This is a genomic window from Campylobacter volucris (assembly GCF_008011665.1).
Lineage (GTDB): Bacteria > Campylobacterota > Campylobacteria > Campylobacterales > Campylobacteraceae > Campylobacter_D > Campylobacter_D volucris_A.
The window spans coordinates 1-25,346 of the sequence record NZ_VOWJ01000036.1; the positions used below are offsets into that span (position 1 = coordinate 1).

21 protein-coding genes, 1 tRNA gene and 2 pseudogenes are annotated in these 25,346 nt (G+C 26.8%); 12 read left to right on the forward strand and 12 right to left on the reverse strand.

All coding sequences use genetic code 11. The annotated features are described in order from the left end of the window. Positions 1-91: 91 nt before the first annotated feature. The 8 genes from FPD38_RS07925 to FPD38_RS07960 all read right to left on the reverse strand — a co-directional run bounded on the left by FPD38_RS07925 (position 92) and on the right by FPD38_RS07960 (position 7,227). The gene (locus FPD38_RS07925) at positions 92-1,045 is read right to left on the reverse strand and encodes an ankyrin repeat domain-containing protein (protein WP_147556265.1); all 954 of its coding nucleotides are present in this window, start codon (positions 1,043-1,045) and stop codon (positions 92-94) included. Between the two features lie 10 nt (positions 1,046-1,055). Then, positions 1,056-2,447 carry a putative toxin gene (locus tag FPD38_RS07930; protein ID WP_147556267.1) on the reverse strand — a complete coding sequence of 464 codons (1,392 nt, stop codon included), beginning with the start codon at positions 2,445-2,447 and terminating at the stop codon, positions 1,056-1,058. A gap of 37 nt (positions 2,448-2,484) precedes the next feature. Further along, positions 2,485-2,796, reverse strand: coding sequence for a hypothetical protein (locus FPD38_RS07935; protein WP_187153124.1), 312 nt, complete (start codon positions 2,794-2,796; stop codon positions 2,485-2,487). Then, positions 2,789-3,364: an ankyrin repeat domain-containing protein gene (locus FPD38_RS07940; protein WP_147556271.1), complete on the reverse strand. Its 576-nt coding sequence runs from the start codon at positions 3,362-3,364 to the stop codon at positions 2,789-2,791. The genes FPD38_RS07935 and FPD38_RS07940 overlap by 8 nt, the downstream gene beginning before the upstream one ends. Before the next feature lie 28 nt (positions 3,365-3,392). Beyond that, positions 3,393-3,686, reverse strand: coding sequence for a hypothetical protein (locus FPD38_RS07945; RefSeq protein ID WP_147556273.1), 294 nt, complete (start codon positions 3,684-3,686; stop codon positions 3,393-3,395). Between the two features lie 66 nt (positions 3,687-3,752). Next, positions 3,753-5,720 (reverse strand): hypothetical protein, encoded by a 1,968-nt coding sequence (locus tag FPD38_RS07950; RefSeq protein ID WP_147556275.1) that lies wholly within the window; start codon positions 5,718-5,720, stop codon positions 3,753-3,755. Between the two features lie 120 nt (positions 5,721-5,840). Then, positions 5,841-6,887 (reverse strand): hypothetical protein, encoded by a 1,047-nt coding sequence (locus tag FPD38_RS07955; RefSeq protein WP_147556277.1) that lies wholly within the window; start codon positions 6,885-6,887, stop codon positions 5,841-5,843. A 253-nt stretch (positions 6,888-7,140) separates the two neighbouring features. Continuing rightward, positions 7,141-7,227: transfer RNA gene (locus tag FPD38_RS07960), tRNA-Leu, on the reverse strand. Positions 7,228-7,367: 140 nt separating this feature from the next. Between FPD38_RS07960 and flgL the strand changes: the two genes are divergently transcribed. Both flgL and FPD38_RS07970 read left to right on the forward strand, forming a co-directional pair. Further along, positions 7,368-9,572, forward strand: a complete 2,205-nt coding sequence (gene flgL, locus FPD38_RS07965; protein WP_147556279.1) for a flagellar hook-associated protein FlgL — start codon at positions 7,368-7,370, stop codon at positions 9,570-9,572. 316 nt (positions 9,573-9,888) lie between these two features. Next, positions 9,889-12,432, forward strand: coding sequence for a DNA translocase FtsK (locus FPD38_RS07970; protein ID WP_410002944.1), 2,544 nt, complete (start codon positions 9,889-9,891; stop codon positions 12,430-12,432). On the opposite strand, the gene mltG is transcribed toward FPD38_RS07970, so the two are convergent. Beyond that, positions 12,433-13,386 (reverse strand): endolytic transglycosylase MltG, encoded by a 954-nt coding sequence (mltG, locus tag FPD38_RS07975; RefSeq protein WP_147556283.1) that lies wholly within the window; start codon positions 13,384-13,386, stop codon positions 12,433-12,435. On the opposite strand from mltG, the gene FPD38_RS07980 reads away from it, so the two are divergent. The 9 genes and pseudogenes from FPD38_RS07980 (at position 13,304) to FPD38_RS08020 (ending at position 21,906) form a co-directional block, all read left to right on the forward strand. After that, entirely contained in the window at positions 13,304-15,868 is a 2,565-nt protein-coding gene (locus FPD38_RS07980) for a YhdP family protein (protein ID WP_261798322.1), read from the forward strand. The genes mltG and FPD38_RS07980 overlap by 83 nt on opposite strands. Positions 15,869-16,239: 371 nt before the next feature. Further along, positions 16,240-16,548 (forward strand): 4Fe-4S binding protein, encoded by a 309-nt coding sequence (locus tag FPD38_RS07985; RefSeq protein ID WP_147556287.1) that lies wholly within the window; start codon positions 16,240-16,242, stop codon positions 16,546-16,548. A gap of 8 nt (positions 16,549-16,556) precedes the next feature. Continuing rightward, positions 16,557-17,681: a 2-oxoglutarate synthase subunit alpha gene (locus FPD38_RS07990; protein WP_147556289.1), complete on the forward strand. Its 1,125-nt coding sequence runs from the start codon at positions 16,557-16,559 to the stop codon at positions 17,679-17,681. Continuing rightward, the gene (locus tag FPD38_RS07995) at positions 17,681-18,526 is read left to right on the forward strand and encodes a 2-oxoglutarate ferredoxin oxidoreductase subunit beta (RefSeq protein ID WP_147556291.1); all 846 of its coding nucleotides are present in this window, start codon (positions 17,681-17,683) and stop codon (positions 18,524-18,526) included. The genes FPD38_RS07990 and FPD38_RS07995 overlap by 1 nt, the downstream gene beginning before the upstream one ends. Then, positions 18,523-19,080, forward strand: a complete 558-nt coding sequence (locus FPD38_RS08000) for a 2-oxoacid:acceptor oxidoreductase family protein (protein ID WP_147556293.1) — start codon at positions 18,523-18,525, stop codon at positions 19,078-19,080. The genes FPD38_RS07995 and FPD38_RS08000 overlap by 4 nt, the downstream gene beginning before the upstream one ends. 99 nt (positions 19,081-19,179) lie before the next feature. After that, positions 19,180-19,528, forward strand: a pseudogene (locus FPD38_RS08455) (thiamine pyrophosphate-binding protein); the annotation flags it as partial. A 790-nt stretch (positions 19,529-20,318) separates the two neighbouring features. Further along, positions 20,319-20,730 (forward strand): annotated as a pseudogene (locus tag FPD38_RS08460) (acetolactate synthase small subunit). Further along, entirely contained in the window at positions 20,727-21,689 is a 963-nt protein-coding gene (gene lpxD, locus FPD38_RS08015; RefSeq protein ID WP_147556295.1) for a UDP-3-O-(3-hydroxymyristoyl)glucosamine N-acyltransferase, read from the forward strand. The pseudogene FPD38_RS08460 and the gene lpxD overlap by 4 nt, the downstream one beginning before the upstream one ends. Further along, the gene (locus FPD38_RS08020) at positions 21,682-21,906 is read left to right on the forward strand and encodes a hypothetical protein (RefSeq protein ID WP_147556297.1); all 225 of its coding nucleotides are present in this window, start codon (positions 21,682-21,684) and stop codon (positions 21,904-21,906) included. Before lpxD ends, FPD38_RS08020 begins: the two co-directional genes overlap by 8 nt. 184 nt (positions 21,907-22,090) lie before the next feature. On the opposite strand, the gene FPD38_RS08025 is transcribed toward FPD38_RS08020, so the two are convergent. The 3 genes from FPD38_RS08025 to ftnA all read right to left on the reverse strand — a co-directional run bounded on the left by FPD38_RS08025 (position 22,091) and on the right by ftnA (position 23,963). Beyond that, a complete protein-coding gene (locus FPD38_RS08025; protein WP_187153125.1) occupies positions 22,091-22,687 on the reverse strand; it encodes a SoxW family protein in 597 nt (198 codons plus the stop codon). 77 nt (positions 22,688-22,764) lie between these two features. Continuing rightward, on the reverse strand, positions 22,765-23,382 hold the full coding sequence (locus tag FPD38_RS08030) for a S24 family peptidase (RefSeq protein WP_147556301.1): 618 nt from the start codon (positions 23,380-23,382) through the stop codon (positions 22,765-22,767). An 86-nt stretch (positions 23,383-23,468) separates the two neighbouring features. After that, a complete protein-coding gene (gene ftnA, locus FPD38_RS08035) occupies positions 23,469-23,963 on the reverse strand; it encodes a non-heme ferritin (RefSeq protein ID WP_147556303.1) in 495 nt (164 codons plus the stop codon). Positions 23,964-24,068: 105 nt separating this feature from the next. Between ftnA and FPD38_RS08040 the strand changes: the two genes are divergently transcribed. Further along, a complete protein-coding gene (locus tag FPD38_RS08040; protein WP_261798324.1) occupies positions 24,069-25,307 on the forward strand; it encodes a KAP family P-loop NTPase fold protein in 1,239 nt (412 codons plus the stop codon). The last annotated feature ends 39 nt before the right edge of the window (positions 25,308-25,346 follow it).

Here is a 25,346-nt window from a genome sequence, read left to right on the forward strand (position 1 = left end):
TACCTTTTGCATATATTCATCATCCAATAATTTTTTATTTTTCATTATCTCTCCTTATAATTTGTTTTAGCTAAAGTTAATTTTTATCACTCTACTCGTTCTCCTTAGCCTTTTTTATGGCATCGTTTAAAAGCTTGGAGCATTCATCACGATATTTACCCAATAAATCAAAGTCAGTTTTTCCATTAATTTCACAATGAGAAGAATCATATGCTGGTAAATTATATTTTTTTCTAATTTGCTCTGAAGTCATTGCTCCTGCATCTTTTAAAAGTTTTTTATTTCTAGATCCTTTTGCATCATCTAAAGGAGTTCTTGGGGTAGCAAAATTCACATTAGCTCCTAGTTCGATTAAAAGCTGTGTAACCTTATAAGTTTCAGGTTCTTTTACAGCTTCAAATAAAAGGGTTTCATTATATTTGCTTTTTGGATCAAGCAAGGTTTGCATATCCACATTAGCTCCTCCTTTAATAGCTAGTTCTAATAATTCATAATTATTTTGCATAACCCAAAAATGCATAGGAGTCCAACCAAAGTCATCTTTATGCACTTCAAATTTAGCTCCACGATTGACTAGATATTGTATGATTTGAGAATTTGGGTTTTTAGTGAGTATATATGCGTAGATTAGAGCTTTTTGATAAATAATGCTATTTCCTTCTACTTTTTTCATTAAGATGTATTTTTCATTAGCTTCTTTGATATATTTCATATCAGGAAAAGCAAAATTATATTTAGGATCTTTTAAACTTAAACCATACTCATCAAATAAATAATCTAAAATAGAAAAATCATTATTATTTTCTTCACAAGCAAATGCGGCCCTTAATAAGCTTGCTGCTGGATCAAATAAAGATAGCTCATAATCTTCATTATTATGATGGTATGTAAAATGCGCCTCATAAAAGCTTTCTTTTATGGGATAATCTTTTAAAAGATTTTTAACATTTTCCAAGTCATTATTACTAATAAAATCAAATAACTGTTTTTGAATTTGCATTTTTTCTTCAAAACTCATAGCTTTGATATCTTCTAATGTTTTCATTGTTTTTCCTTTAGTTTTTTTGTATTTGTTTGTTTTTGTTTAATTCTTCTTCTATATGAACAGGGTCATTTAAATTTAATCTTTTTATCATGATTTTATTAGGTGCTGCTCCTTTTATGTGATGTAGATACATTTCTTTAAATATTGTCTTTATGCTTCTGTGAGCATGTCTGTGGTAGATAAAACCACTTCTTGATCCTTTATGGTTTTTATTGTCTTTATTAAATATCTTTAGATTAGTTATATTATCTATTAATTTTGTGTAATGATTGCATAAAAATAAATAATCAAGCTCATATTCTCTAGCAAGTTTTAACTCAAAGCTTATTTGTTCTGTTAAAGCTTGATCTTGAACATTTTTAACCTCTACTAAAGTAGGGTAATCATTTAGCGTTATTAAAAAATCAGGTATGGTGTGATTAAAACCTTTAGTGTTAAAATTCGCATCTAGTTTTCTTCTATTAGATAAATACCTAGTTGATCTTTTAGTAAAAAGCATAGAAGCAGCATATTCTCCTGCATCTCCTATGAGCTCAGGTGAAATTTTTTTCTTATTATTTTCCAATTTTTTGCATTTTTCAACTTCTTTTCTTTGCTTTTTCTCTAAAGCTTCCTTAGTTTTTTTAGAAATTCCATCTGCTTTTTTAATGGTTTCAAGCTTATGTTGTGCGCTTTTTAAAAGATCTTTTATTTGTTTTTCTTTACCACCATAAGAAGTAAAGCTTTGTTCATTTTCAAGCATACTTTTAAAAACCTTAGGGCTTTGTAAAGCAAAATGATTTGGATGTTCCACATTGGCTATTTTTCTTTGAAAAGTAAGAGTTTTTTGCTTAATATTGCTTAATTCTGAAATGACAAAGCTGCTATTTAAAATAGGCACAGGATCAAAACTAGATTCTCCTTCATTGCGGATTAGTCTGGGTATAAGACACCATTTATAACCAGATTCATTCTTGAAAGATTTTTCATAAAATTCTTTCAAGAAATCCTTTGTTGCTGTTGCCACGCCATTATCTATTGAAAATGATCTTATATGATTTTTTATATTATCATTACTTGTATAAATATCATAAAATACATCGTATTCATAATCTTTTCTTTTATATCCTTTAGCAGGCAAAGCATCATCTTTTAATTTATCAAATTCTTTATTGATTTTTTCATTGGTTTGAAGTTTAAGTTTTTCAATTTCTTTTTCTTTTTCTTCATTGATTGCTTGTATATATTCTAAAGATTTGCTTTTATGGATGCGATATTCATCTTTTTTTGTTTTGTTTCTCTTCTTGTTTTCTTCTCCTATTATATGCTCTTCTTTAGGCAAATAAAAGGCAAGAGAATAACCACTGATGATATCCACACTTTCAAATTCTTTGATTTTAAATTTCACATCATTAAATTTCAATGAAAAATCCTTTTTTTGTTCTTTACCTTAATTAATCTTATTTTTTATCCTTTCTTCTTTCTTCATACATTTTAATTTGTTCTGGTTCTTCTAAGCTTGTATCTATATCATATTCTTCAACCAATTCCTCCCAAGTCTTAGCTCCTGCTTTTTTTAAGATTTTTATGTTTTTATTTATATCGTAAGTATTAGCTCTATCTAATGGAGTAGCAGGAACATAATATTCAATTTTTCCATCTTCAATATCACTTATACAACAATTAGCCGCATTCACATCAGCCCCATATTTGATTAACACTTCCACACAAGCTCCTATAGGTTTCTCATCAGATTCTGCAGCTCTATGCAAAAAGGGTTTCTCCTGCATTAGTAAAGCTAAATTCACTTTCTGTTTTAATGGCTCTCATATTAGGATTTGCTCCTAGTTTTAAAGCTTCTTCTAAATACTTCACTTCTTCGCCGCATAATATCCATTCATGTAAAGGAGTGCTGCCGCCTTCTTCATTATAAGTTTCAAATGTGCATCCTTTTTTAAAAAAATACTCTATCACTTCTTTATTTTTTCCATCTCTATCAATATACCTATTGAGTGCATTATATCCAAAGCACACTTCATCAGCTTTAAGTCCTAAATTTTCAAAATACTCCATCATTTCAAAACTTTTACTTTTATCATAAGCAAGTCCTGCACAAGCTAAAGCGATAACAGGATCGATAATAGCTCTTTTGTTTTCACTATCCCAATAAGGTGTATAGCATTTTTCAAAAAATATTTCAGGCACAGGATAATCTTTTAAAAATTCTTTAACTTCTTCAAGTTTGTTAGCCTCTACAAGATCATAAAATTCTAAACATAAGTTTTTTACATATTTATCTACATCTTCTTCCAAAGATAATATTTCTTCTAATGTTTTCATTGTTTTTCCTTTCTTTGTAAAATGAGTTTTAATCTTTAACAAGTGATTTTAGTATTTTATAAATCTCACTTAAATCATCATGACAAAGCACATTTTTAATAAACCAATCCTTAAATTCATCCTCATCTGCTTCATCATAAGGTATACCAGTATCTTCTTCAAAAGCAACTTCGTAGTTTTCTGGATCTAAATTATTATATGCACCTTCCATAAAATCATCTATATGATTTTCTACTGCCTTTAAAAGTTCTTTGTTGGGTTTTGTATCTAAAAATGCTTTAAAATTATCTAAGTTTTCTAAAATATCTGTGTTAAAATCCATTGTTTTTTCTTGTGTTGTTGATTTTTAATTTTTTAGTGTTTTCATTTTTTCCTTTCTTTATTTAATTCAAGTGTTATTAATCAAAACTATTTCATCAATTTGTTCAGCATAAGTAGCAAATCGTAATTTAAAATTCCTAGGATTGTTTTTATTGAAAAATTTCTTAAAGAGTGGATTTGTTTCTATAAAGTCAAAGATTTTTTCACATCTTATTTGTTGCTCTTTATAATTGATTTCTAGATCTTCCACATCATCTACTTCTTTTAAATTTGCATATTTAATAAATTCTCCATTGTTATCATTGCTTGAGTAAGATTTATTTTGCTTAAGATACTCATCATATGATAAACTAAAAGTTATCGTTAAAACCCATCTGTTTAGATTTTCATCTTTAAAAAAAGTGTAAAAATCTTTCTCAAATTTGAAACAAATATAATATTCACCTATAAATGGTCTATTGTGTGAAGTATCAATATTTATAAAAAAATCTACATAATCTTTATCCGTATTTTCTAAAAATTTCACTGGTGTTAGGCAAATTTTTTTAAATTCATTATAAATTTTTAGAGCATTTAAACTATCAAAAGGTTTTAATGTATCATAAAATTCTTTAGCCATTTTGATGTTTTGCAATGAAATAAAATTTTCATTTGTTTGTTTAATGTTTTGTAATTTTTCTAGTTGTATTTGTTCTTGTATATAAAATGTTTCTAGTCTAAATTTTTCATAAGGACTTTGTGAATAAAATTTAACTTCCTTTACACTTAGTGGAAAATGTTTATTTATAAAAGAGCTCATGCATGTAAAATTATCTTCTAAATTTGATTGATACATATCTATACAAAACATAATATAAAGTATATTGTTTTTTTCATATATAAAAAGATTATTGTAAGAATTTTTACAAGAATAAACATAGTCAAAGAATTTTTTATCAAAATTGGATTTAAATTCTACATTTTCATCAATGTTAAAATCCTCTTCTTTACTTCTATCTATATAGGCTATAATGATCTTTTTTAAATCATTTTTAAAATATTTTAAAAAATAATTACATTGAAAAAAATCAAAACTACCTATGTATTTATCAACTTTAGTATAGTTGTCTTCCAAATAGCAACAACCTTGATAAAAAATAGAATTTAAAGCTATTCCTCCATTGCCATTTTGTCTAAAATTTAAATCAAAAAGTAAAGGAAGAGAGTTTTGATTGAACTGCTCTTTTACTATAAAATCTAAAATATATTCTTCCTCTATGGTATCTCCAAACATAATAGCTGATTTTAAATTTTTATTCTCTTCATTTTCTAGTATGAAAATTTGCAAATTATTATCTAAATCTAATTTAAAATCAAAATTTGCTTTTAAATTTAATATTTTCAAAGCTTTGCTTAAGGAGTTAAAGCACTCATCGTCATTTTGGATAAATATAATATTTTTAATTTCTTCTGTTTTTAGATAATTTGCTAATTCTTTTAAATTTATCATTCGTCTGTAAGTTAATCCATAGGTTATATTAGCTTTTAAGGCATAGCAATATTCTTTATGTTTAATGATATTTAAGAAATTTAATATATTATCTAAATCAAAAAGAGATTCTCCTAGCATTAAATAATCAAATATTTCTTCTGCTTGACTTTCTATGCTATTGTTTGGTTTAATTTGTGTAAAACCTAGTAAGCGTATTTTTGGTTCTTGAAATTCTTTATTTGCTTTTAAAAAACCTATGGAGTTTTCATTAATGTATTGTCTATCATATACAAAAATTTCACCATCAGTATGCTGCCAATCTTTAAAATCATAATTTTGTAAAAATTCTTCTTTTTCATACGAAGATAAATCTTTTATTTGACTTAAAATATCTAAAATTTGATTTAAAGCTATAAAATTTGTATTTTTATTTAAAAATTCTTGAAAATTTGTGATTTTATTTAAATTTTTTAATTGAATTTTGATATGGTCTTTTGTGTAGTATATTTGATTTTCGTAATAATTTAAATTTTGATTAAAATTTTCAAGATTTAATTTATGCATTAAGGTATAAAATTCTTTCAGGGTTTGTAGCTTTTTTAGGTGTTTTTGAGTGATACTTACTCCACATTTTAATAAAGTTTTGAAAAGATTTTGATCTATTTTTAAGGCAAAATTTTGTTTTTACTCATTTTCTAAATTATAATAAAAATCGTATTCTTTGGTGCTAAAAATAGGTTCAAAAACACAAATATTTATATTTTTCAAAGTTTTTTTACTAACACTTTTTTGCATTAAAATTTCGATAAAATCATTGTGAATTAAATCGTGTATTTTGCTTTGTTCTAAAACATCATCTAATGCTAAAAAATTACCACAAAGTTTTTGGATAATTTTATTAAATAAAGAATTGATAGTATTTATGTGAAAATTTGTAATATTTACATTTTCATCTAAATTTAAAATTTCTTTTATGTATTTTTCTTCAATAGAATTTAAATTTATAGTATATTCATGTTTTTGTGAATAAATTAACTCTTCTTCTAAGATCTGTTTAGAAAAATCATTTCTTTTTTTAATTTTGTAAGCCTTTATGGCATTAAAATTAAATTTTTTCGCTCTTATGAGTTCTTGTTCTTTATTTTTTATCTCTTCATCATTTAAGTTTGCATCAATTATTTCATAAGCTAAAAGTTTTGGAGGACTATAGGTATAATCTAATATAAAAAGTTCTATACATTCTTCTTTTTGCCACTCATCATATAAACATTCAATATCATCAAGTTGGTTAATACGCTCTTTTCCTTGTGTTGCTTGAGATATTTGCAAAGCTATGTTTATTTTGTTAAAAATTATATAGTTAGGTAAAGATTCTATAAATTTATTTATTTCTTCGTCTTCTAATTTGTAATTTTGATTATTTTGATTATAAATTTCGCAAAGCTGTGCTTGCAAAGAATAATAAAAATTTTGTATTGTCATACTTTTTTGAGCTTGTTTGAATGTCACTTTTGCACCAGCTTTTATTAAATTGAAAAAATATTCTTTAGAATTGATGTTATTAAAAGATTTAGATTGTATAAAACCTATTTGATTTTTTGTTTCTTCTTCAAGTAAAGGTTTAATTATACATGTGAAAATATCATCATCTAATTTATGATTGATAAATATATCAGTATATTTTAAAAGTTCAATCTCCAAAGCATCATCGATAAAAATACTATTTTTCATTATTTTTAAAAAGTATCAAAAAAGTTTTGATTTTTTAAATTTAATTCATAATAAAATATTTTATCTTTTTTTGTCAATGTATAATTCAATACAAACCTTTTATAGAAATTTTAATTATTTGCGCATAATTGATTTTGAAAATAAAAAGAAACAATGAAAGAAGATTATAACACATCTTAATATTGTAGAAATTTATTTTTTGTTTTTTGTAAATGGTATATTTTAGTTAGCATAAGTTTAAAACTAAAACAAATGGTGCCCAAGGTCGGACTCGAACCGACACAAGGTTGCCCTTACCAGATTTTGAGTCTGGCGCGTCTACCAGTTTCACCACTTGGGCTTTGAATTTTGAAAAATGTATTATAATATATATTTTTTAAAATAATATAAACTAAAAAAATATCTTTAATATATTAAGAAAAATTTTATTTTGGAACTTTTTTTGCTTGTAAAATTTAAAAATTATTTGCGGAGCAATAAATGAGAATTAGCAACCAATACACTTTTTACACCTCTATACAAAATTATACAGATGGGCAGTCTTTGCTAAATAAATACAATCTTCAACTTCAAACTGGGCAACTTATTCAGCATTCTTTTGAAAATGCGAATATTTATATAAATGGTTCAAGATTAGAGTATGAAATAGCAAATATCAATCAAGTCATACAAGGGACACAATCAGCACAAGAAATGTCTAAAAATACCGATACTGCTTTAAAAAATATCACCGAGCTTTTAGAGAAATTTAAAGTTCTTTTAACAAAGGCGGCTAGTGATGGAAATTCTCAAACTTCAAGAGAGGCAATAGCTAAAGAATTAAAACTTATAAAAGAATCTATTGTAAATATTGCTAATACTAGCATAAATGGACAATATCTTTTTGCAGGTTCAAACACAGGAGTTAAACCTTTTGATAAATATGGTAATTACACAGGAAACAAAGATAACATTTTTGTTGTGAGTGGCTCTGGAACTGAAATCCCTTATAATATACCTGGTTGGGATTTGATTTTTAAACCTGATACTAATGAAAATAAAGTTATATCTACAAATGTTTCTTTTGTGGATAATCGTTATGGTAAAGATGAAAATGATAAAAGAAAATTTTTAGATGAAAATTCTCAATTTTCTCATCTTATAGGGCAAAATTATATTCAAAATGGAAAACTTGATCCAGATAAAAATTTTAATAAAGATTACGATGAGAAACTTCCTTTTCCATCAACTGCGATGTATATCCAAGGTGTAAGACCAGATGGAACTAGTTTTAAAGCAACAATTAATGTTGGTCCTGAGGATAAAATAGGTGATGTTTTAAATAATATAGGTAAACTATATGGCAATACTGAAAGCAATAAAGTAGTAGATGTCACTATAAATGATAGTGGGCAGATTGAAATAAAAAATTTAAAAGATGGTAGTAGTTCTTTAGATTTTCATGCTGTTGGTATGACTCCTCAAATGAGAGATGAAGAGCAAATTAAAGCATTAAAACAAGCTGCTGATGACGAAGGCATAACTATGGATGAAGTGACCAATCGTATTATGCAAGCAGCTCATGGCGGAAATTTAAATAATACTAGAAGCCCTGTTACTATTGAAATAAATGGACAAAATTTCACAGTAGATATTTACAAAACAGATTTTGTTAAAAGTAATATTAATGGTCAAAAAACTAACGGAGCTGAGTATGATGTAGCTTTTGAAAAAGATGGAAATAAAGTTTTTGGAAATGTTTCTCAAGTTATCAAAGGCACTAGTGATTATGCTACAGAAAGCACAAAATTAAGTCAAGTCATAGCAAATTCAAATGGAAGCATGGACGATCAAAGACTACAAATGGAGATTACTTCTAAAAGTGGTCAGACTTATAATGTAACTGTAAATTTAGAAGCTTCTATGGTAAATTTTAGGAGGCCTGATGGAACTTTAATTCAAATTCCTTTTATGAATACTGATCCAAATAACCCAAATAATATAAGTGTAACCAATCCTGAAGATATCACTTATGGACAATTAAATGACATTATAGGGATGATAGCTTCTGATAATATACCACAGGCAACTCTTGCTCCGGCAAATGCTAATAATTTTAGAGAATATCAAAGGTTGGTTTCTAATTCTAGAGATAGTGTTGAAGTAAATATGGATTATAAAGGTCGTATCACTGTTACAGATAAATTTTCTACCAATACAAATATAGGTATCACTATAAAAGATACCAATTCAAATGCAGGTTTTCCACCAGCAGGGCAAGTTACTTCAGGATCAAATTTTGTATTTAGTGCAAATAATTCTTTAACTATAGATGAACCAAATGTAGATTTAATCAAAGATTTAGATAAAATGATAGATGCGGTATTAAGTGGAAATATGAGAGCTGATTCTGAAGGAAGTGATCCTAGAAATACAGGTTTGCAAGGTGCTTTAGAAAGAATTGATCATTTACAAGATCATGTAAGAAAACTTCAAACCACAATAGGTTCTTATACCAATTCCATAGAAGAAACCAATAAAAGAATGACATTTTTAAATTTAAATGTTTCCAGTATAAAAAGCACTGTTACAGATGCTGATTATGGACAAACTTATATGCAATTTATGCAAACCATGATTTCATATCAAGCAATGCTTTCAGCTACTTCTAAAATTTCTCAAATGAGTTTGTTAAACTACATGTAATTTTTGATATAATAGCTTTTTTCTTTATAAAGGATATATTATAAAAAAAGAAGCTATTTTTGTCATTTTTAATCTCATAATTTTTTATATTTGTCTTAGTGCTTTGATACCTGAGCGTTCTTTGGTGAGTATTATAGGGTATTTTTTAGCCGAGTTAAGTTATGCTTTATTTGGATCTTTAACTAAAGCTTATCCTTTTACATTTTTTTGGTTTAATTATTTATTATATAAGAATGATTATAAATTTGATTTTGTAGAAAGAAGATATATAGTAGCACTTGTTTGTTGTGTATTAGCGGCATTGATTTTTAGTGCAATGTTCTTAGAAGATAAAGGTTATATAGCTTCTGCGATGTTTTTGATACTAAATGGGCTTTTTGGACAAGTTGGGAGCTCTATTTTAATTATACTACTTATAGCTTTTGCTTTTAGTATTACTTTTCCAAATTTTATGAAAGAATTTTTTAAAATAGAAATAGATTTTGATTTTTATATCAAGCTCGAAACTTTGATTAAAAATAAAATTTTTGGCTTTTTTGGTGGAGATAAATATCAAAGTGAAACCAAAGAAGAGCAAGAAAAACTTAAACAAGAGCTTTTGATAAAAGAAAATAAACATCAAGAAGAAATCAAACAAGAACAAGAGTTAGTTGAAGAGAAAAAATTTACCTTAGAAGAGTTAAAAAATCAAAATTTAGAAGAAATAATCATAAATGAAGATGAAAAAAAACTAGGAGCTAGTTTTATCCATGAACTTTCAGAGCCAGTTGCAAATTTTGCACAAAAAGCGAGTAAAATAAATACAAAGGAAGATGAAGTGACGCCTGAAGAATATTTGTCAAAATATAAAAATAACAGCGAAGATATATATACACAAACTTTAAAAAGTAAAAATTTAGATGAGCCAAGTTACAAAAGACGCAATATAGATGTAGATGATGATAAAGAAATTCAAGAGGATTCTTTTTTTGCTAAAGAATTAAAACAAAGAGAAGAAATGCTTAAAAAGGCTAGATTACTTGAAGAATATAAGGCTTTACAAAAAGAAAAAATTTTAGAAGAGTTAAACGAAGATTTTAAAAAAATCGAAGAATTAAATGCTATTGAGGCTCAAAAAGAGGCTGAATTTAAAAAATTTCAAGATAAAACCAGCTTTTTAGGGGCGAATTTAGCAAAAGAATTAAAAGATGAGGATTTTTTACCACAAGATGAAGTTAAAGAACTTGATTTTAATGAAGAAGCTTTTGCAAAACCTGTAAGTATTAATGAGCTAAGAGCTAAAAAAAATGAAGAAGTTTCTTGTGTGGTAGAAGAAAAAATATTTGAGCAAAAAGAATTTATTATTGAAGAAATCACTCAAATACCGCAAGAAAATCAATACCATCATTCTATCACGGATGAAATTAGTGAAAATAAAGCCTTGCTTAAAGAGCTTGAATTTGGTGATTTTGAAAAACCAAAAGATTTTGTTTTGCCACCATTGGATTTTTTATCTATGCCAAAAGAAGGTAAAAATGAAATCAACGAAGAAGAAATTGATAGAAAAATATATGATTTATTGGAAAAATTAAGACGATTTAAAATCGGTGGAGATGTCGTTAGAACCTATACAGGACCTGTGGTAACTACATTTGAATTTAGACCAGCAGCAGATGTTAAAGTGAGTAAAATTTTATCTTTGCAAGATGATTTAGCTATGGCCTTAAAAGCTCAAACTATAAGAATTCAAGCTCCAATTCCTGGAAAAGATGTGGTAGGTATCGAGGTTCCAAATGAAAAAATCGATACAATCTATCTAAGAGAAATTTTAGAAAGTAAAGTGTTTAAAAATTCAAGTTCGCCATTAACCATAGCTTTGGGTAAGGATATAGTTGGTGATCCTTTTGTAACTGATCTTAAAAAACTTCCTCATCTTTTAATAGCAGGAACTACAGGAAGTGGTAAAAGCGTGGGTATAAATTCTATGCTTTTATCTTTGCTTTATAGAAATTCACCAAAAACTTTAAGATTGATGATGATAGATCCAAAAATGCTTGAATTTAGTATATATAATGATATACCTCATTTATTGACCCCTGTCATTACTGATCCTAAAAAGGCGGTTAATGCTTTATCAAATATGGTAGCAGAAATGGAAAGAAGATACCGCTTGATGGCTGAAGCAAAGACTAAAAATATAGAAAATTATAATGAAAAAATCAAAGAACAAGGTGGAGAAATTTTACCTTTTATAGTTGTGATTATTGATGAGTTAGCTGATTTGATGATGACTGCTGGAAAAGATGTGGAATTTTACATAGGCCGCTTGGCTCAAATGGCAAGAGCAAGCGGTATACATTTGATAGTTGCTACACAAAGGCCATCGGTGGATGTTGTAACAGGAGTTGTAAAAGCAAATTTACCAAGTAGGATTTCTTACAAAGTAGGGCAAAAAATAGATTCTAAAGTGATTTTAGATGCTATGGGGGCTGAGAGTTTATTAGGAAGAGGCGATTGCTTATTTACTCCTCCTGGTATGAGCTCTTTGGTGCGTTTGCATGCTCCATTTGCAAGTGAAAATGAAATAGAAAATATAGTGGAATTTTTAAAAGTACAGCAAGTTGTAGAGTATGATGAGAGTTTTTTAAAAGATGATAATTCTGATTTAAATTTTAGAAAAAATGATTTTGATGATGGTGATTTAGATGAGTTGTATGAAGAAGCTAAGGCTATTGTTTTAGAAGATAGAAAAACAAGTATTTCTTATATACAAAGACGCTTGAAAATTGGTTATAACCGTGCAGCAAATATCATAGAGCAATTAACCCAAATGGGGATTTTGAGTGAGCCTGATACTAAAGGGCAAAGAGAAATTTTGTAATTAATTTCTTAATGCTTTATTGTGATCGTTAAAGTTTGTAGAAAAGATGTGTTTGTTTGTTTTTTTATCTCTTACAAAATATAAATAATTTGTTTTTGCAGGAAAAATAGCAGCTTTGATAGCATCAAAAGAAACATTACACACGGCTTCTTCTGGAATTCCATTAAATTTGTAAGTATTATAAGAGCTATTATCTTGTCTGATTCTTTGCGGAGTTATTTTTTCATGAGAGTATTTTCCATAATTCAGTGTTCCATCCATTTGTAATTTCATTCCTTTTTTGAGGCGATTTCTAATAACAGATGAGATTATAGGCATTTCTTCATTATTTGCAGCTTCTTTTTGGATAATTGAAGCAATGATAACAAATTCATGCCATTTTTTTTCGTTGTATTCTCTAAAAATTTTATAAGAAATTTTCTTAAATTCATTAGTGGAGTATCTTAATAAGTAATTTATTAGAAGTTCTTCTGTGATACCTTTTGGAATTTTATAAGTTTCTGGAAAAAGCATACCTTCTTTGAAAGGACTTTGTTTTAAAAATTCTTGCATTAAAATTTTTGGATTAAGATTTAATTTAGTAGCTAATTGCTCAAAGAAAATTTCAGTGGTCTCACCAGGTATTAAAGTAATGCTTTCAAGAGCTGCTTTAGCTATGGTTAGTTTATGTAAAAATTCAATTCTATTTAGTGGTTTTAAACCAATATTGATCCATCCAGATTGAGGATGTCCAAGAAAATATAAAGTATATTTGTCAATACTACTCATTTTATAGCTATTTTTATCTAATTGCGTTATAATTTTATTAACAGAACCTTGTGGTATGAAAACTACAGAATTTGTTTTAATGGGTAAAAGTAGATAATAAAAAATGGAAAAAAGAAAAATTAAAATCAAATCACAACTAATCAAAAAGATTCTCAAATTTTTAACTTTGCCTGTTATACTTTTCATCGTTTTGTTTATCTGCCTTAAAAATGGAATTTATATAGAAAAATTAGAATTTTCTTCTTTTAATTTGGAAAAATTATATATTAAATTAGATAAAAAACTTATTTTAAATGCTAAAAAAGTAATTATAAATTCTCAAAAACAAAATTCTGATGAAGAAAAAAGCTTAACCAAAGCAGTAAATTTAATCAAGAAAATAAAATATCTTTATTGGTTTTTTGAAGAAATAGATATAGCAGAAATTTATGCTAATAATTATCCTGTAAAATTTTTATATAAAGATAATTTATTTTTTGTAGATGGAAAAAGCTTACGGATTGAAATCAGTTTGAAAATTAGTGATAACAATATCCAAGCAAATTTAAATGACTTTTTGTTAAAAGATTACAATGTAAGTTTTGATGGTATTTTGTTAATTAATCCTAGTACTAAATTTTATAATTTTAAAGGCAAACTTGATAGTGATTTTTTACAAAGTAATGTAAATTTGTCAGCCAAGAGAGAAGAATTTTCTTATGAGTTAAGTCAAGTTCGTTCTAGCAATATATCAAAAGTTTTCAATGTATTAAAAGAAAATAGCATAGTTTTACCTGAAAATTTAGATATTTGGGTAGGTGGTAAGGTTAGAGCAAGTGAATATTATATTGAAAATTTAAATGGATTTGTTGATTTTGGAAAACATAGATATTATCTTGATGAGATTAAAGCTAAGGGATATGTGAAAGATCTTCGTATAGTTTTAGATACTAATATAGATCCAATCACTAGCCCTTTTGTTGAACTTGAATTTAACAAACAAAGGCTTGATTTTAAATTTAATGAATTAAAATTTAATAACTATAATTTATCTAAAAGTCAAGTTTATATTTATGATATGTTAAATCAAAAAGCAGGAATTTATATTAAAATTAAAAGTGATGATGCTAGATTAGATTATAGAGTAAATAAAATTTTGCGTTTATATGATATACATATGCCTTTTTTGCAAAATACCGGTAAAACAAAAACCAATTTAGTACTGCAATTTCCTTTTGAATATCCTGAAAAAATTTTTTATGAAGGGCGTTTTGATATAGTAAATTCTAATATTGATATACAAGATTTTAAAATAACCAAGGCAAAAGTTGATTTAAAAAAAGATAAAATTGAAATCAAAGAAGCAAATATAGAAAGTAACTACACAAATAGTGATTTAAATGCTAGTTTGAATTTAAAACAAAAAAAAGGAGATATTGATATATACGCTTCTTTTATTGACTTGCCTAGTCAAAGCTTAAAAATGATAGATAAAAATTTAAAATTAGAATTAAAATTTGATCAAAATACTACTTTAATCAATAAAGAATTTGGCATTTTGGTTGATTTAGATCAAGGTTTAAGACTTTATATCGCAAAATTATCTAAACTAAGATCTTATTCTAAATTGATGCAAGAAAATAATATTTATGATGGCGAGTTGAATATTAATACTAATGATTTTATAAATTATCAAGTAGATTTAAATAACACAACTTTTGATTCTTTTTTAATACATAAAGATCGCAATCCATACGAATACGATAATTTTTATGCAGATATTAAAGGAGATGATTTTAATCTAACTAGTAAAAGTGGGGTTATCTTTGCCCAAGGTAAAAAGCATGATGTAAATATTACATTGAATAATGTAGATTTGCTAATCTCTCAATACAATACCCAAAGTGTTTTACAAGATAATGATGAATACAATATATATGCTAAAAATGTAGATATTCTTTTAAAAGATTATAATAAAACTTTAAGTTTTGATGATTTTAAAGCAAGACTTAAAAAAGATTATTTAAAAATAGATGCAAATAAAAGCAAAGCTAATTTTGATCTTTTATTAGATAAAAATAATTTTAAAATCCAAGCTTTAAAAATGGATGATGATTTTTTAAATATTTTTATGAGAAAAAATATTTTTGAGAATGGGGAATTTAATCTTTATATCGATGGCAATAGCACAGATTTTTTTAAAGGAAAGTTTTTGTTTAAAAATACTTATTTGAAAGATTTGAAATTTCATCAACAATTTTTAAGCTTTATAGATAGCATTCCTAGTTTATTACTCTTTAAGGCTCCAAGTTTTAATGAAAAAGGTTTTAGCGTTGAAAATGCTGGTGTAAGTTTTCATAGACAAAAAGATTTATTTGATATTGAAGCTTTAAATTTTAATGGTAGCAGTGCAGACATTTTAGGGCAAGTTAAAATCAATTTGAGAAATTTACAAATTGATGGATTATTGGAATTGAGAACTTTAAAATCTGCCACTTCTGTTATTTCAGTAGTTCCAATTATCAATCAAATTATTTTAGGTAAAGATAGGCAAATTAGCACTCTTATAAAACTTGAAGGAACGGTTGATAATCCTGAATTTAAAACACAGCTATTATCACAAGGTTTTGGTTTGCCTTATCATTTAATCAAAAATATTTTTGAATTGCCAACTAATTTAGTTAAATAGCTTGTTGTGAAAGATAAGTTATAAATTTTTTAATATTTTTACAAATATAAATTTCTTCTTAAAAATTACTACAATGATGAAAGTTTCTAAAATATTTAAATACTTGAAATTTATATATTAATAATCGTTAATTTAAATGAAGTGATTTAAATTTTAAATTTAAAAAGAAAAATAATTGAAAAATTCTTTCTAAAATATAAACATATGTAACTTTTTGAAAAAAAAATGATAAATGTGGTTTTATATTGTTAAAGATTTCTACTTTTTTCTTATATTTTAAATATTATTTTATCGGTATCTAATTTAGGTATAATAAAAAGTTTAATTAAAATTTCATAAGTAAATTAAGTTTTATATTGAAAGGAAGACAAATGGTTGCTCCAAAAGATACACCAGTTTGGGTAGATGAAACAAGATGCAAAGCCTGTAATATTTGTGTAAGTTATTGTCCTGCTGGCGTTTTAGCTATGAGAGATGAAGTTACTTCTGTTTTAGGACAAATGATAGAAGTAGTGCATCCTCAATCTTGTATTGGTTGTAGTGAATGTGAGAGTCATTGCCCTGATTTTGCAATTTTTGTGGCTAAAAGAGATGAATTTAAATTTGCCAAATTAACTCCAGAAGCCAAAGAACGAGCAAAAGCGGTAAAAGAAAATAACTACAAAAAACTAAATGCTTAGGAAAAATGATGAGAGAGATAATATCAACAGGTAATAATTTAGTAGCAAAGGCGGCTATTGATTGTGGATGTAAATTTTTTGGTGGTTATCCTATCACTCCAAGTTCTGAAATAGCACATGAGTTAAGTCATATGCTACCAAAAAATGATGGTACATTTATCCAAATGGAGGATGAAATTTCAGGTATTAGTGTAGCCCTTGGAGCTTCTATGAGCGGGGTTAAATCAATGACAGCTAGTAGCGGTCCTGGAATTTCTTTAAAAGCTGAACAAATTGGCTTGGGATTTATTGCTGAAATTCCACTTGTTATAGTAAATGTTATGAGAGGAGGGCCTTCAACTGGGCTTCCAACTAGGGTTGCACAAGGTGATTTGTTTCAAGCTAAAGCTCCAACACATGGTGATTATGCAAGTATAGCTTTAGCTCCTGCTTCTTTGGAAGAAGCTTATACTGAAACAATTAGAGCTTTTAATTTAGCTGAAAAATATATGACTCCCGTGTTTTTACTTTTAGATGAAACGGTAGGGCATATGAATGGTAAAGCATTTTTGCCTGAGTTAAACGAATTAGAAATTATTAATCGTAAAAAATTTGAAGGTGATAAAAAAGATTACAAGCCTTATGCAGCAGGTGAAAATGAAGCTGCTATTTTAAATCCATTTTTTCAAGGATATCGTTACCATATAACCGGACTTCATCATGGAGATATAGGTTTTCCTACTGAAGATGGGGCTATAGTAGATAAAAATATAAAAAGACTCATAGGTAAAATTAAAAACAATGTTGATGATATATGTAAATGGGAAGAATTTATGCTTGATGATGCACAGTTTTTAATCATAGCTTATGGGAGTGTTGCAAGATCGGCTAAAGAGGCTATATTAAGACTTAGAGAAGAAGGCTTTAAAGTGGGGCTTTTTAGACCTATTACTTTATATCCTGTAGCCGAGAAAAAAATAGCTCAAGTTGTTTCTAAATTTGATAAAGTTATGGTTAGTGAGCTTAATATGGGTCAATATTTAGAAGAAATTCAAAGATCAAGTAAAAGAGATGACTTTATAAGCTTGCATCGTGCAAATGGACGTCCTATAACACCTAGTGAAATTATTGCTAAAGTAAAGGAGAATATGTAATGGCTTTTAATTATGATGAGTATTTAAGGGTAGATAAGCTTCCTACTCAATGGTGCTGGGGTTGTGGTGATGGAGTAGTTTTAAAAGCTATTATCCGAGCTATACAAAAATTAGAATGGAATATGGATGATGTTTGTTTGGTTTCTGGTATAGGTTGTAGTGGTAGAATGAGTTCTTATGTAAATTGCAACACTGTTCATACAACTCATGGTAGAGCTATAGCTTATGCAACTGGTATAAAGTTAGCAAATCCTAAAAAACATGTGATAGTAGTAAGTGGCGATGGCGATACCTTAGCAATTGGCGGAAACCACACAATTCATGGCTGTAGAAGAAACATAGATTTAACTCATATTTTAATCAATAATTTTATATATGGTCTTACAAATTCTCAAACTTCACCTACAACACCACAAGGATTTTACACAGTAACTGCTCAAGCTGGAAATATTGACCCAAATTTTGACGCATGTGAGCTTACAAAAGCTGCTGGAGCTTCATTTGTAGCAAGAACAAATGTGATAGAAGCAAATAAATTAGAAAATATTATTTATAAAGCTTTAGCACATAAAGGATATAGTTTTGTAGATGTTTTTTCAAATTGCCATATTAATTTAGGTAGAAAAAATAAAATGGGTGAAGCCGTAACAATGCTTGATTGGATAAAGGATCGTTGTGTGGAAAGGAATAAATTTGAACAACTTGATGAAGATCAAAAACAAGATAAATTTCCTACAGGAATTTTACATCAAGATGAAAATAAAACAGAATATTGTGATGCTTATGAAGAGGTAAGAAAGGCTTTAAAAGAAAAAAGAATGATTGACCTAGGGGTTTTAAAATGAAATTTCAATTAAGATTTTGTGGAGAAGGTGGTCAAGGGGTAATTACTGCTGGTGAAATTTTAGCTAAGGCTGCTATAAAAGAAGGTCGCAATGCTTTTAAAGCTTCTACTTATACTTCTCAAGTTAGAGGTGGGCCAACCAAGGTTGATATTATTATTGATGAAAAAGAAATTTTCTTTCCTTATGCAGTAGAAGGTGAAGTTGGTTTTATGCTTTCAACTGCTGATAAAGGATATCAAGGTTTTAAGGATGGGGTAGAAAAAAATGGCATTATGGTGATAGAACCAAATTTAGTCCATCCAAGTAAAGAAGATTATGATAAATGGAAAATTTTCGAAATTCCTATCATCACTATAGCTAAAGAAGAAGTTGGAAATGTTGCCACTCAGTCAGTTGTAGCACTAGCTATTGCTGCTTATATGAGTAAATGTATTGATGCTCAAGCTTTAAAAAATATCATGCTAGAAATGGTACCTGCCAAAACCAAAGATGCTAATTCAAAAGCTTTTGATTTGGGTATACAATATGCAAGTAAAGCTCAAGCAAATTCTTAAATTTAAGAATTTGCTTAAAATTTATTATTTGTAAAATTATCATTATAATATTTCTTATTTTGATTAAAGGTAAAAATGAGCGAGCTAGGTGACTTGTAAATTATTTGCGAAGCATTAAAAGAAGAAGATATTAAAGTAGTGTTTGACTATTTTAGATGGACTACTTTAAATATTTATGATGAAATTTATAAGTAAACTTATTTAAACATAATATTGGTAAGATGCGAATAAGCTGCATTGCATAGTGCAGATGCTTATGCTAGAATGAGCATAGAGGTTGGAGTAGCGATAGTAAAGTTTTACTAATATGGTCACAGAATTGACTACTGCTTGCATCGTTGCTCCACTAATATTGATTTTGGTTTAAGTTATAAATTCATTAATTAGTATTGATATTATAGGTATTTTAAGATCATGTGTAAAGCATAATTATTTGATAAAAAGTATATAAAAATTACTAAAAATTTTTAAAAGAAGCGAGCAAGTCTTTGTTTTACCTTAGTTACGGATGTATAGCATCTAATGCTAGTGAATTTGCTAAACATATAAAAATAGTTTATATTGATATAGACTAAGTTCTATTTCTAAAATTACCTTTCTATAGCGGGTGATGAAAAAGTGTAGATTAAGATATTTTAGAAAAATTAAAACAAGAAAATATTGATTATATAAAATACTAAGAATTAACTTTATTCTTCAAGTTATGAAGATAGTAATGAAATTATGCAAAGCTAGCTCCTGATGCTAGAATAATCACTGATATTGATCAGTATTAAGCACATTTATCCTTTTAGCTACCAAAGACAATTAGCTACTAGCGGTAAGAAAGAAACTATCGATCATTCTTTACACTCGCTACTTTATGGGTAAAATTGGTTGTTAATTTTATTGGTTATTGTTTATTTTGATGAATATCCAAGAATTAATGACAGTAAATTCATATGGTATTAAAGTGATTAATATTATTTTCAATAATTTTCTCTTATGTATGGTTTATATAATGATAAAGTATGTTTTATAAAGAAAGATTTTCTAATACAAATTTAATCAATAGTATAGCTAAATGATTTGATTATGAGGTCTATAGTGTATCAGCAAAAGATGAATTAAAATGTTTTTGTTGGTGCTTTAAAATCTTCAAAAACCTCTATATTAAAATAAATATTTTATTGATAGTGCTAGCGAGTGAAGTTATATATAATTATGATATTTCTTAGTTATGAAAACAAGGATAAAAAATGAAAAAAAGGTTATATTTGTTATTGTTTAATGAATATATGGTTTTATCTAATGTTATTGGATTGTTTTCTGGTAGAGGTTATAATATAGTAGCACAATTAGAAGATAAAGAATTTTTTAGAATAAACATAGTTACTTTAAGTAATGAGAGGGTATTTGAGCAAATTATTAAACAGCTTTATAGAAAAAGAAACATCTTTAGTATAAAAAAATTGCATTAAATGAAAATTTTACAGGATTTGATGTAATTTAAAAGCTTATATATGGTAAAGTTATATATAACGATAGTCAAATCATTATAGCTGTATATACTGATGATGTATTAAGTATAGATAATTTTATAAAAACTATGAAAAATATAATCCAGTCAGTATAGCAAGAAGTGGTTTTATTTTAATGGAGGCAAAATGAAAATTAGCGAAATAGCAAAATTTTTAGGTATAGAATATAGCGGAGAAGATATAGAAATAACTGCCTTAAATTCTTTAAATAATGCAAGTTTTACTGAGCTTAGTTATTGTGATGGAGAAAAAAATTCAAAAAAAATTTCAAATACTGATGCAGGCGCAATACTAGTCTCTAAAGAATTTGAAAATTTAGTTCCAAAAGATAGCATTAAGCTTGTGGTGGATAATCCACATTTATCTTTTGCATTATTAAGCAAACTTTTTGCAAAATCCTTAGTTTCTTCAAATGTAGAAAAAAAATCAAAAATAGCAAAAAGCGCAAAAATCATGCCTAATGTTTATATAGGAGATAATGTCCAAATCGGAGAAAATGTTATCATTATGGCTGGAGCCTATATAGGAGATAATGTCAGCATAGGAGAATACACTATCATCCATCCTAATGTGGTAATTTATAATGATACTAAAATAGGGAAAAAATGTCATTTGCTTGCAAATTGTGTTATAGGAAGCGATGGTTTTGGTTATGCGCATACTAAAAATGGAGAGCATTATAAAATATATCATAATGGAAATGTGATTTTAGAAGATTTTGTGGAAATTGGAGCTTGCACTACGATTGATAGGGCTGTTTTTGAAAGTACTATTATAAAACAAGGAACTAAGATAGATAATTTAGTTCAAGTAGGGCATAATTGTGAAATCGGAGAAAATTGTCTTATCGTAGCTCAAAGTGGAATTTCAGGCTCTAGTGTTTTAGGTAAAAATGTTACCATGGGTGGTCAAAGCGCTACTAGTGGGCATTTACAAATTGGAGATTTTGCAACTATTGCGGCAAGAGGTGGTGTGACTAAAAATTTAGAAGGTGCTAGAGTATATGGTGGTTTTCCTATCATGCTTCAAAAAGATTGGTTAAAATTTCAGGCAAAAATGATTGCAAATTTTAAGGATAAACATGAGTAAAAAAGTATTAAAAACTATTGAACTACATGGGAGTAAAAGTGGAGAAATAAGCATTTGTAATATTTCTAATCCTTATGGAGTAGGTAGCGAGGATGTTTTAAGTATAGCAATTGCTCTAAAAAAAGAAAGTGGAGTAGATTGGAAAATTCATATCCCTTATGAAAATCTAAAAGAATTAATTTTAGCCTTACAAGAAATAGAAAAAACTAAAGCCTAACTTTTTTAAAGGTTAGGTAAAAATTTATTTTAAAATTTTAAAGTAATATTTATAATAACTAAAATACATAAAAGATATGTTTATAGAAATTTTGACATTAAGAGTATAATCAAATAATATCAATTTTTATCTCAAATTTGATATGAAATATTTTAAATATTTTTTATATAAATTTAAAATATATTTAATAAATTTTATTATCTTTGTAAAATTGTAGTAATTCTTTTGCAAGCTGTGCTTCATTTAAATTTTGATATTGTGGCTTATTTAAAAAATCCATTGTTATGCCCAATTTTTTAGCACTAATAAAACCAGCATAATTTAGTAAAGTCTTGCTTTTTGAGTTTAAAATCACTATAGTAGGTGTTGCATTGATATTGTATAAACTTGCTAATTCTGAAGTGCTTAAATCACTTGTGTGATTTTTGGTAAAGGTGTGAATTTTATCATAATCTATATTTATATAATAAGAAGAATAATCATCTTTAATCTGTTTTTGCAAAGTTGTATCTTTTAAAATTTCTTCTTTTAATCTGTCACAATATATGCAATTGTTTGCACTAAATATAAGCAAAATATTTTTTTTATCACTTTTGATATTTGTATTATCTTTAAACAAATGGGCTATCTCTTTGTAAGATTTTTCATCTAAATTTGTCTTTTTGGCGTTATCTTGGGAATAATTTGTGTTATTAGAGAATAAGTTAAAATCAATTTTATCATTTGAGCAGGCCATAAAAAATACACTGATAATACTTAATTTTAAAATTTTTTTAAACATTTTAAACCCTTTAATATTGTTTATCATTATAGCAAATAAGGTTATTTAAAGATTATAAATATACAAAATGTCTAAATTTACATTCTGCTTATGGTTCCTACTACTTTACCCACTATTAAAAAATCTCCATTTTGATAATGCACATCAGCATAGCTTAGATTAAAAGAATGTAGATAAACACCTTTATTGCTTTTAAAAATTTGTTTTATAAATAAACCATCTCGTGTATTTACCGCAAAAACCCCACCATCTTTAAAGCTTTTATTTTTATCTATCAAACATAAAGATTCGTCTTTTATTTCAGGCTCCATACTATCACCTATACAAGGGATGATATCACAATCTTTTGAGCCAAAAAAATCACTTAATTTTTCATCTATTATCACTTCGGAAAAACTCACATTATCATTTAAAGCACCACCGCCCATGGAAGCATTTACATCATAATATTTTAAAATTTTATAGTTAGTGGAATTTTCAATCAAATCATCATAAAAAAATGCGTTAATATTGATATTTTTTTCGTGTAAAAATTGAAGTATTTGTTTATAGGGAATAGAATTTCTAAATTTCATACTATAAAAAGTATCAGGATTGATTTTTAAAGCTTTAGCTACATCTGAATCTTTAGCATTATTTAAGCCATCTTTTTGGAGTAAAAATTTTATTTTATCTACAATTTGAGTCATTTGCATACAACTTCCTTATAAATAAGAAAATTGTAACAAAAATACTTTTATTTTGCAAGATATCTTTTAAAATAAAAGATATCTCCAAGAAGTTATTTTTTAATTAAAGTTTTTATATATTGATCGATCATATATAAACCATTTCCATTATCACTAATAAGCTTGATTTTATCTACTATACCTCTAAATAGTGCTTCTTCTTCGTGCTGTTCGCTTACATACCATTGTAGGAAATTAAAAGTTGAATAGTCTTTGCTTGAAAGCATAAAATCAACAAGATTATTTATAGAAGCTGTGATGCTTTTTTCATGCTCGAAAGTTTTTTCAAACACATCAAGTAATGATTTAAAATCACTATCAGGTTTTTTCACTTCTTTTAATTCTACTTTAGAATCAGTTTCATTTAAATAAGTGATAAGTTTTCTTGCATGATCGCTTTCTTCTCTAGCATGTTCAAACAAAAACGCCCCAGCACCATCAAAGCTATGCTCATAGCACCAAGAGCTCATACTTAAATATAAATTTGCTGCATACATTTCTTTGTTGATTTGCTCATTTAGTAAAGCTATTACTTCTTTTGAAAGCATATTTTCTCCTTTTGATTAATAACTTTATAATGATATATTTTTTTGTTTAATTTATACTAAATTTGTATTTTCTATATAATTACACTAAAAAATAAAGAGTAAAAAATGAAAAGCAAAACATTTAAAGTTGATAAAGCCATAACAAGCAAAAATAAAGATTTATTTGGTAGAAAAAAGATTGCTATGACATTAGCAAGAACTATAAAATATTATAAAGATGAAGATAGTATTTCTATAGGTATTATAGGAGATTGGGGAAGTGGAAAAACTTCGTTTATAAATATGGTTTTAGAAGATTTTAAAGATGATAAAAATTTCATTATAATAAATTTCAATCCTTGGAACATCTCTACTAGAAAACAGCTTATTAGTGATTTTTTTACAAAACTTTCTGCTGAAATCGGAAGGACAGATTCTTCTGAGCAGTATCAAAAATTAAGCAATGATTTAAAAGCTTTATCTTATACATTTAAACCACTGAAATTTATACCTGGACTAGATGTTTTTGCTAGTATTGCCTCTGAAGTAAGTGGTAATATTGGCGATGCTCTTCAAAAAACAGTCGAGATGACAGAAAAAAATTTAGATACCACCAAAGAAGAAATCAATAATGAAATTAAAAAAATAAATAAAAAAATAATCATAGTCATTGATGATCTTGATAGATTAGCAGATGCGGATATACAAGAAATTTTTCAACTTGTTAGATCTATAGCAGATTTTAAAAATACTATGTATATTCTTGCTTATGATAATGAAATAGTCACTAAAGCCTTAGATAAAATCCAAAAAGATAAAGGCGAAAGATATATAGAAAAAATAGTGCAAGTTCCTATAGTGCTACCTAAATTAAATAAAGCTAATTTAATAGCGATTTTTATGCAAAAAATTGAACAATTTGGCTTTGTTTATGAAAAAATCGATAAAAATGAATTTATAGAGAACTTAAATACAAATAATTTTGCAGGTGCTTTTGAAAATATAAGAGATATTAATAGATACTTAAATGTTTTAAAATTTGAAATGAGTGCTATAAAACAAGAGTTATATTTGTATGATTTTGCTGTGATTACTTTGTTTAAGGTTTTTGAGCCAAAATTTTATGAGTTTATTTATAACTATTCTGAATTTTTCAAAAGAACTGCTTTAGATTCTGATGAAAAAACAAAAGAACATCAAAAATCTACATACACTAATTTTATTAATGAGCAAATAAAATGTTTAAATAAGTTAAATAAAGAAGTTGTTAAAAATTTGTTAATTTCTATATTTCCTAGGATATATGATTTATATAATAGAGATTTTTCTGAAATAATAAAAGATAGAAGAGTATTATGGATATAAACATAGGATTGCTTCTTCAGAATATTTTCAAGATTATTT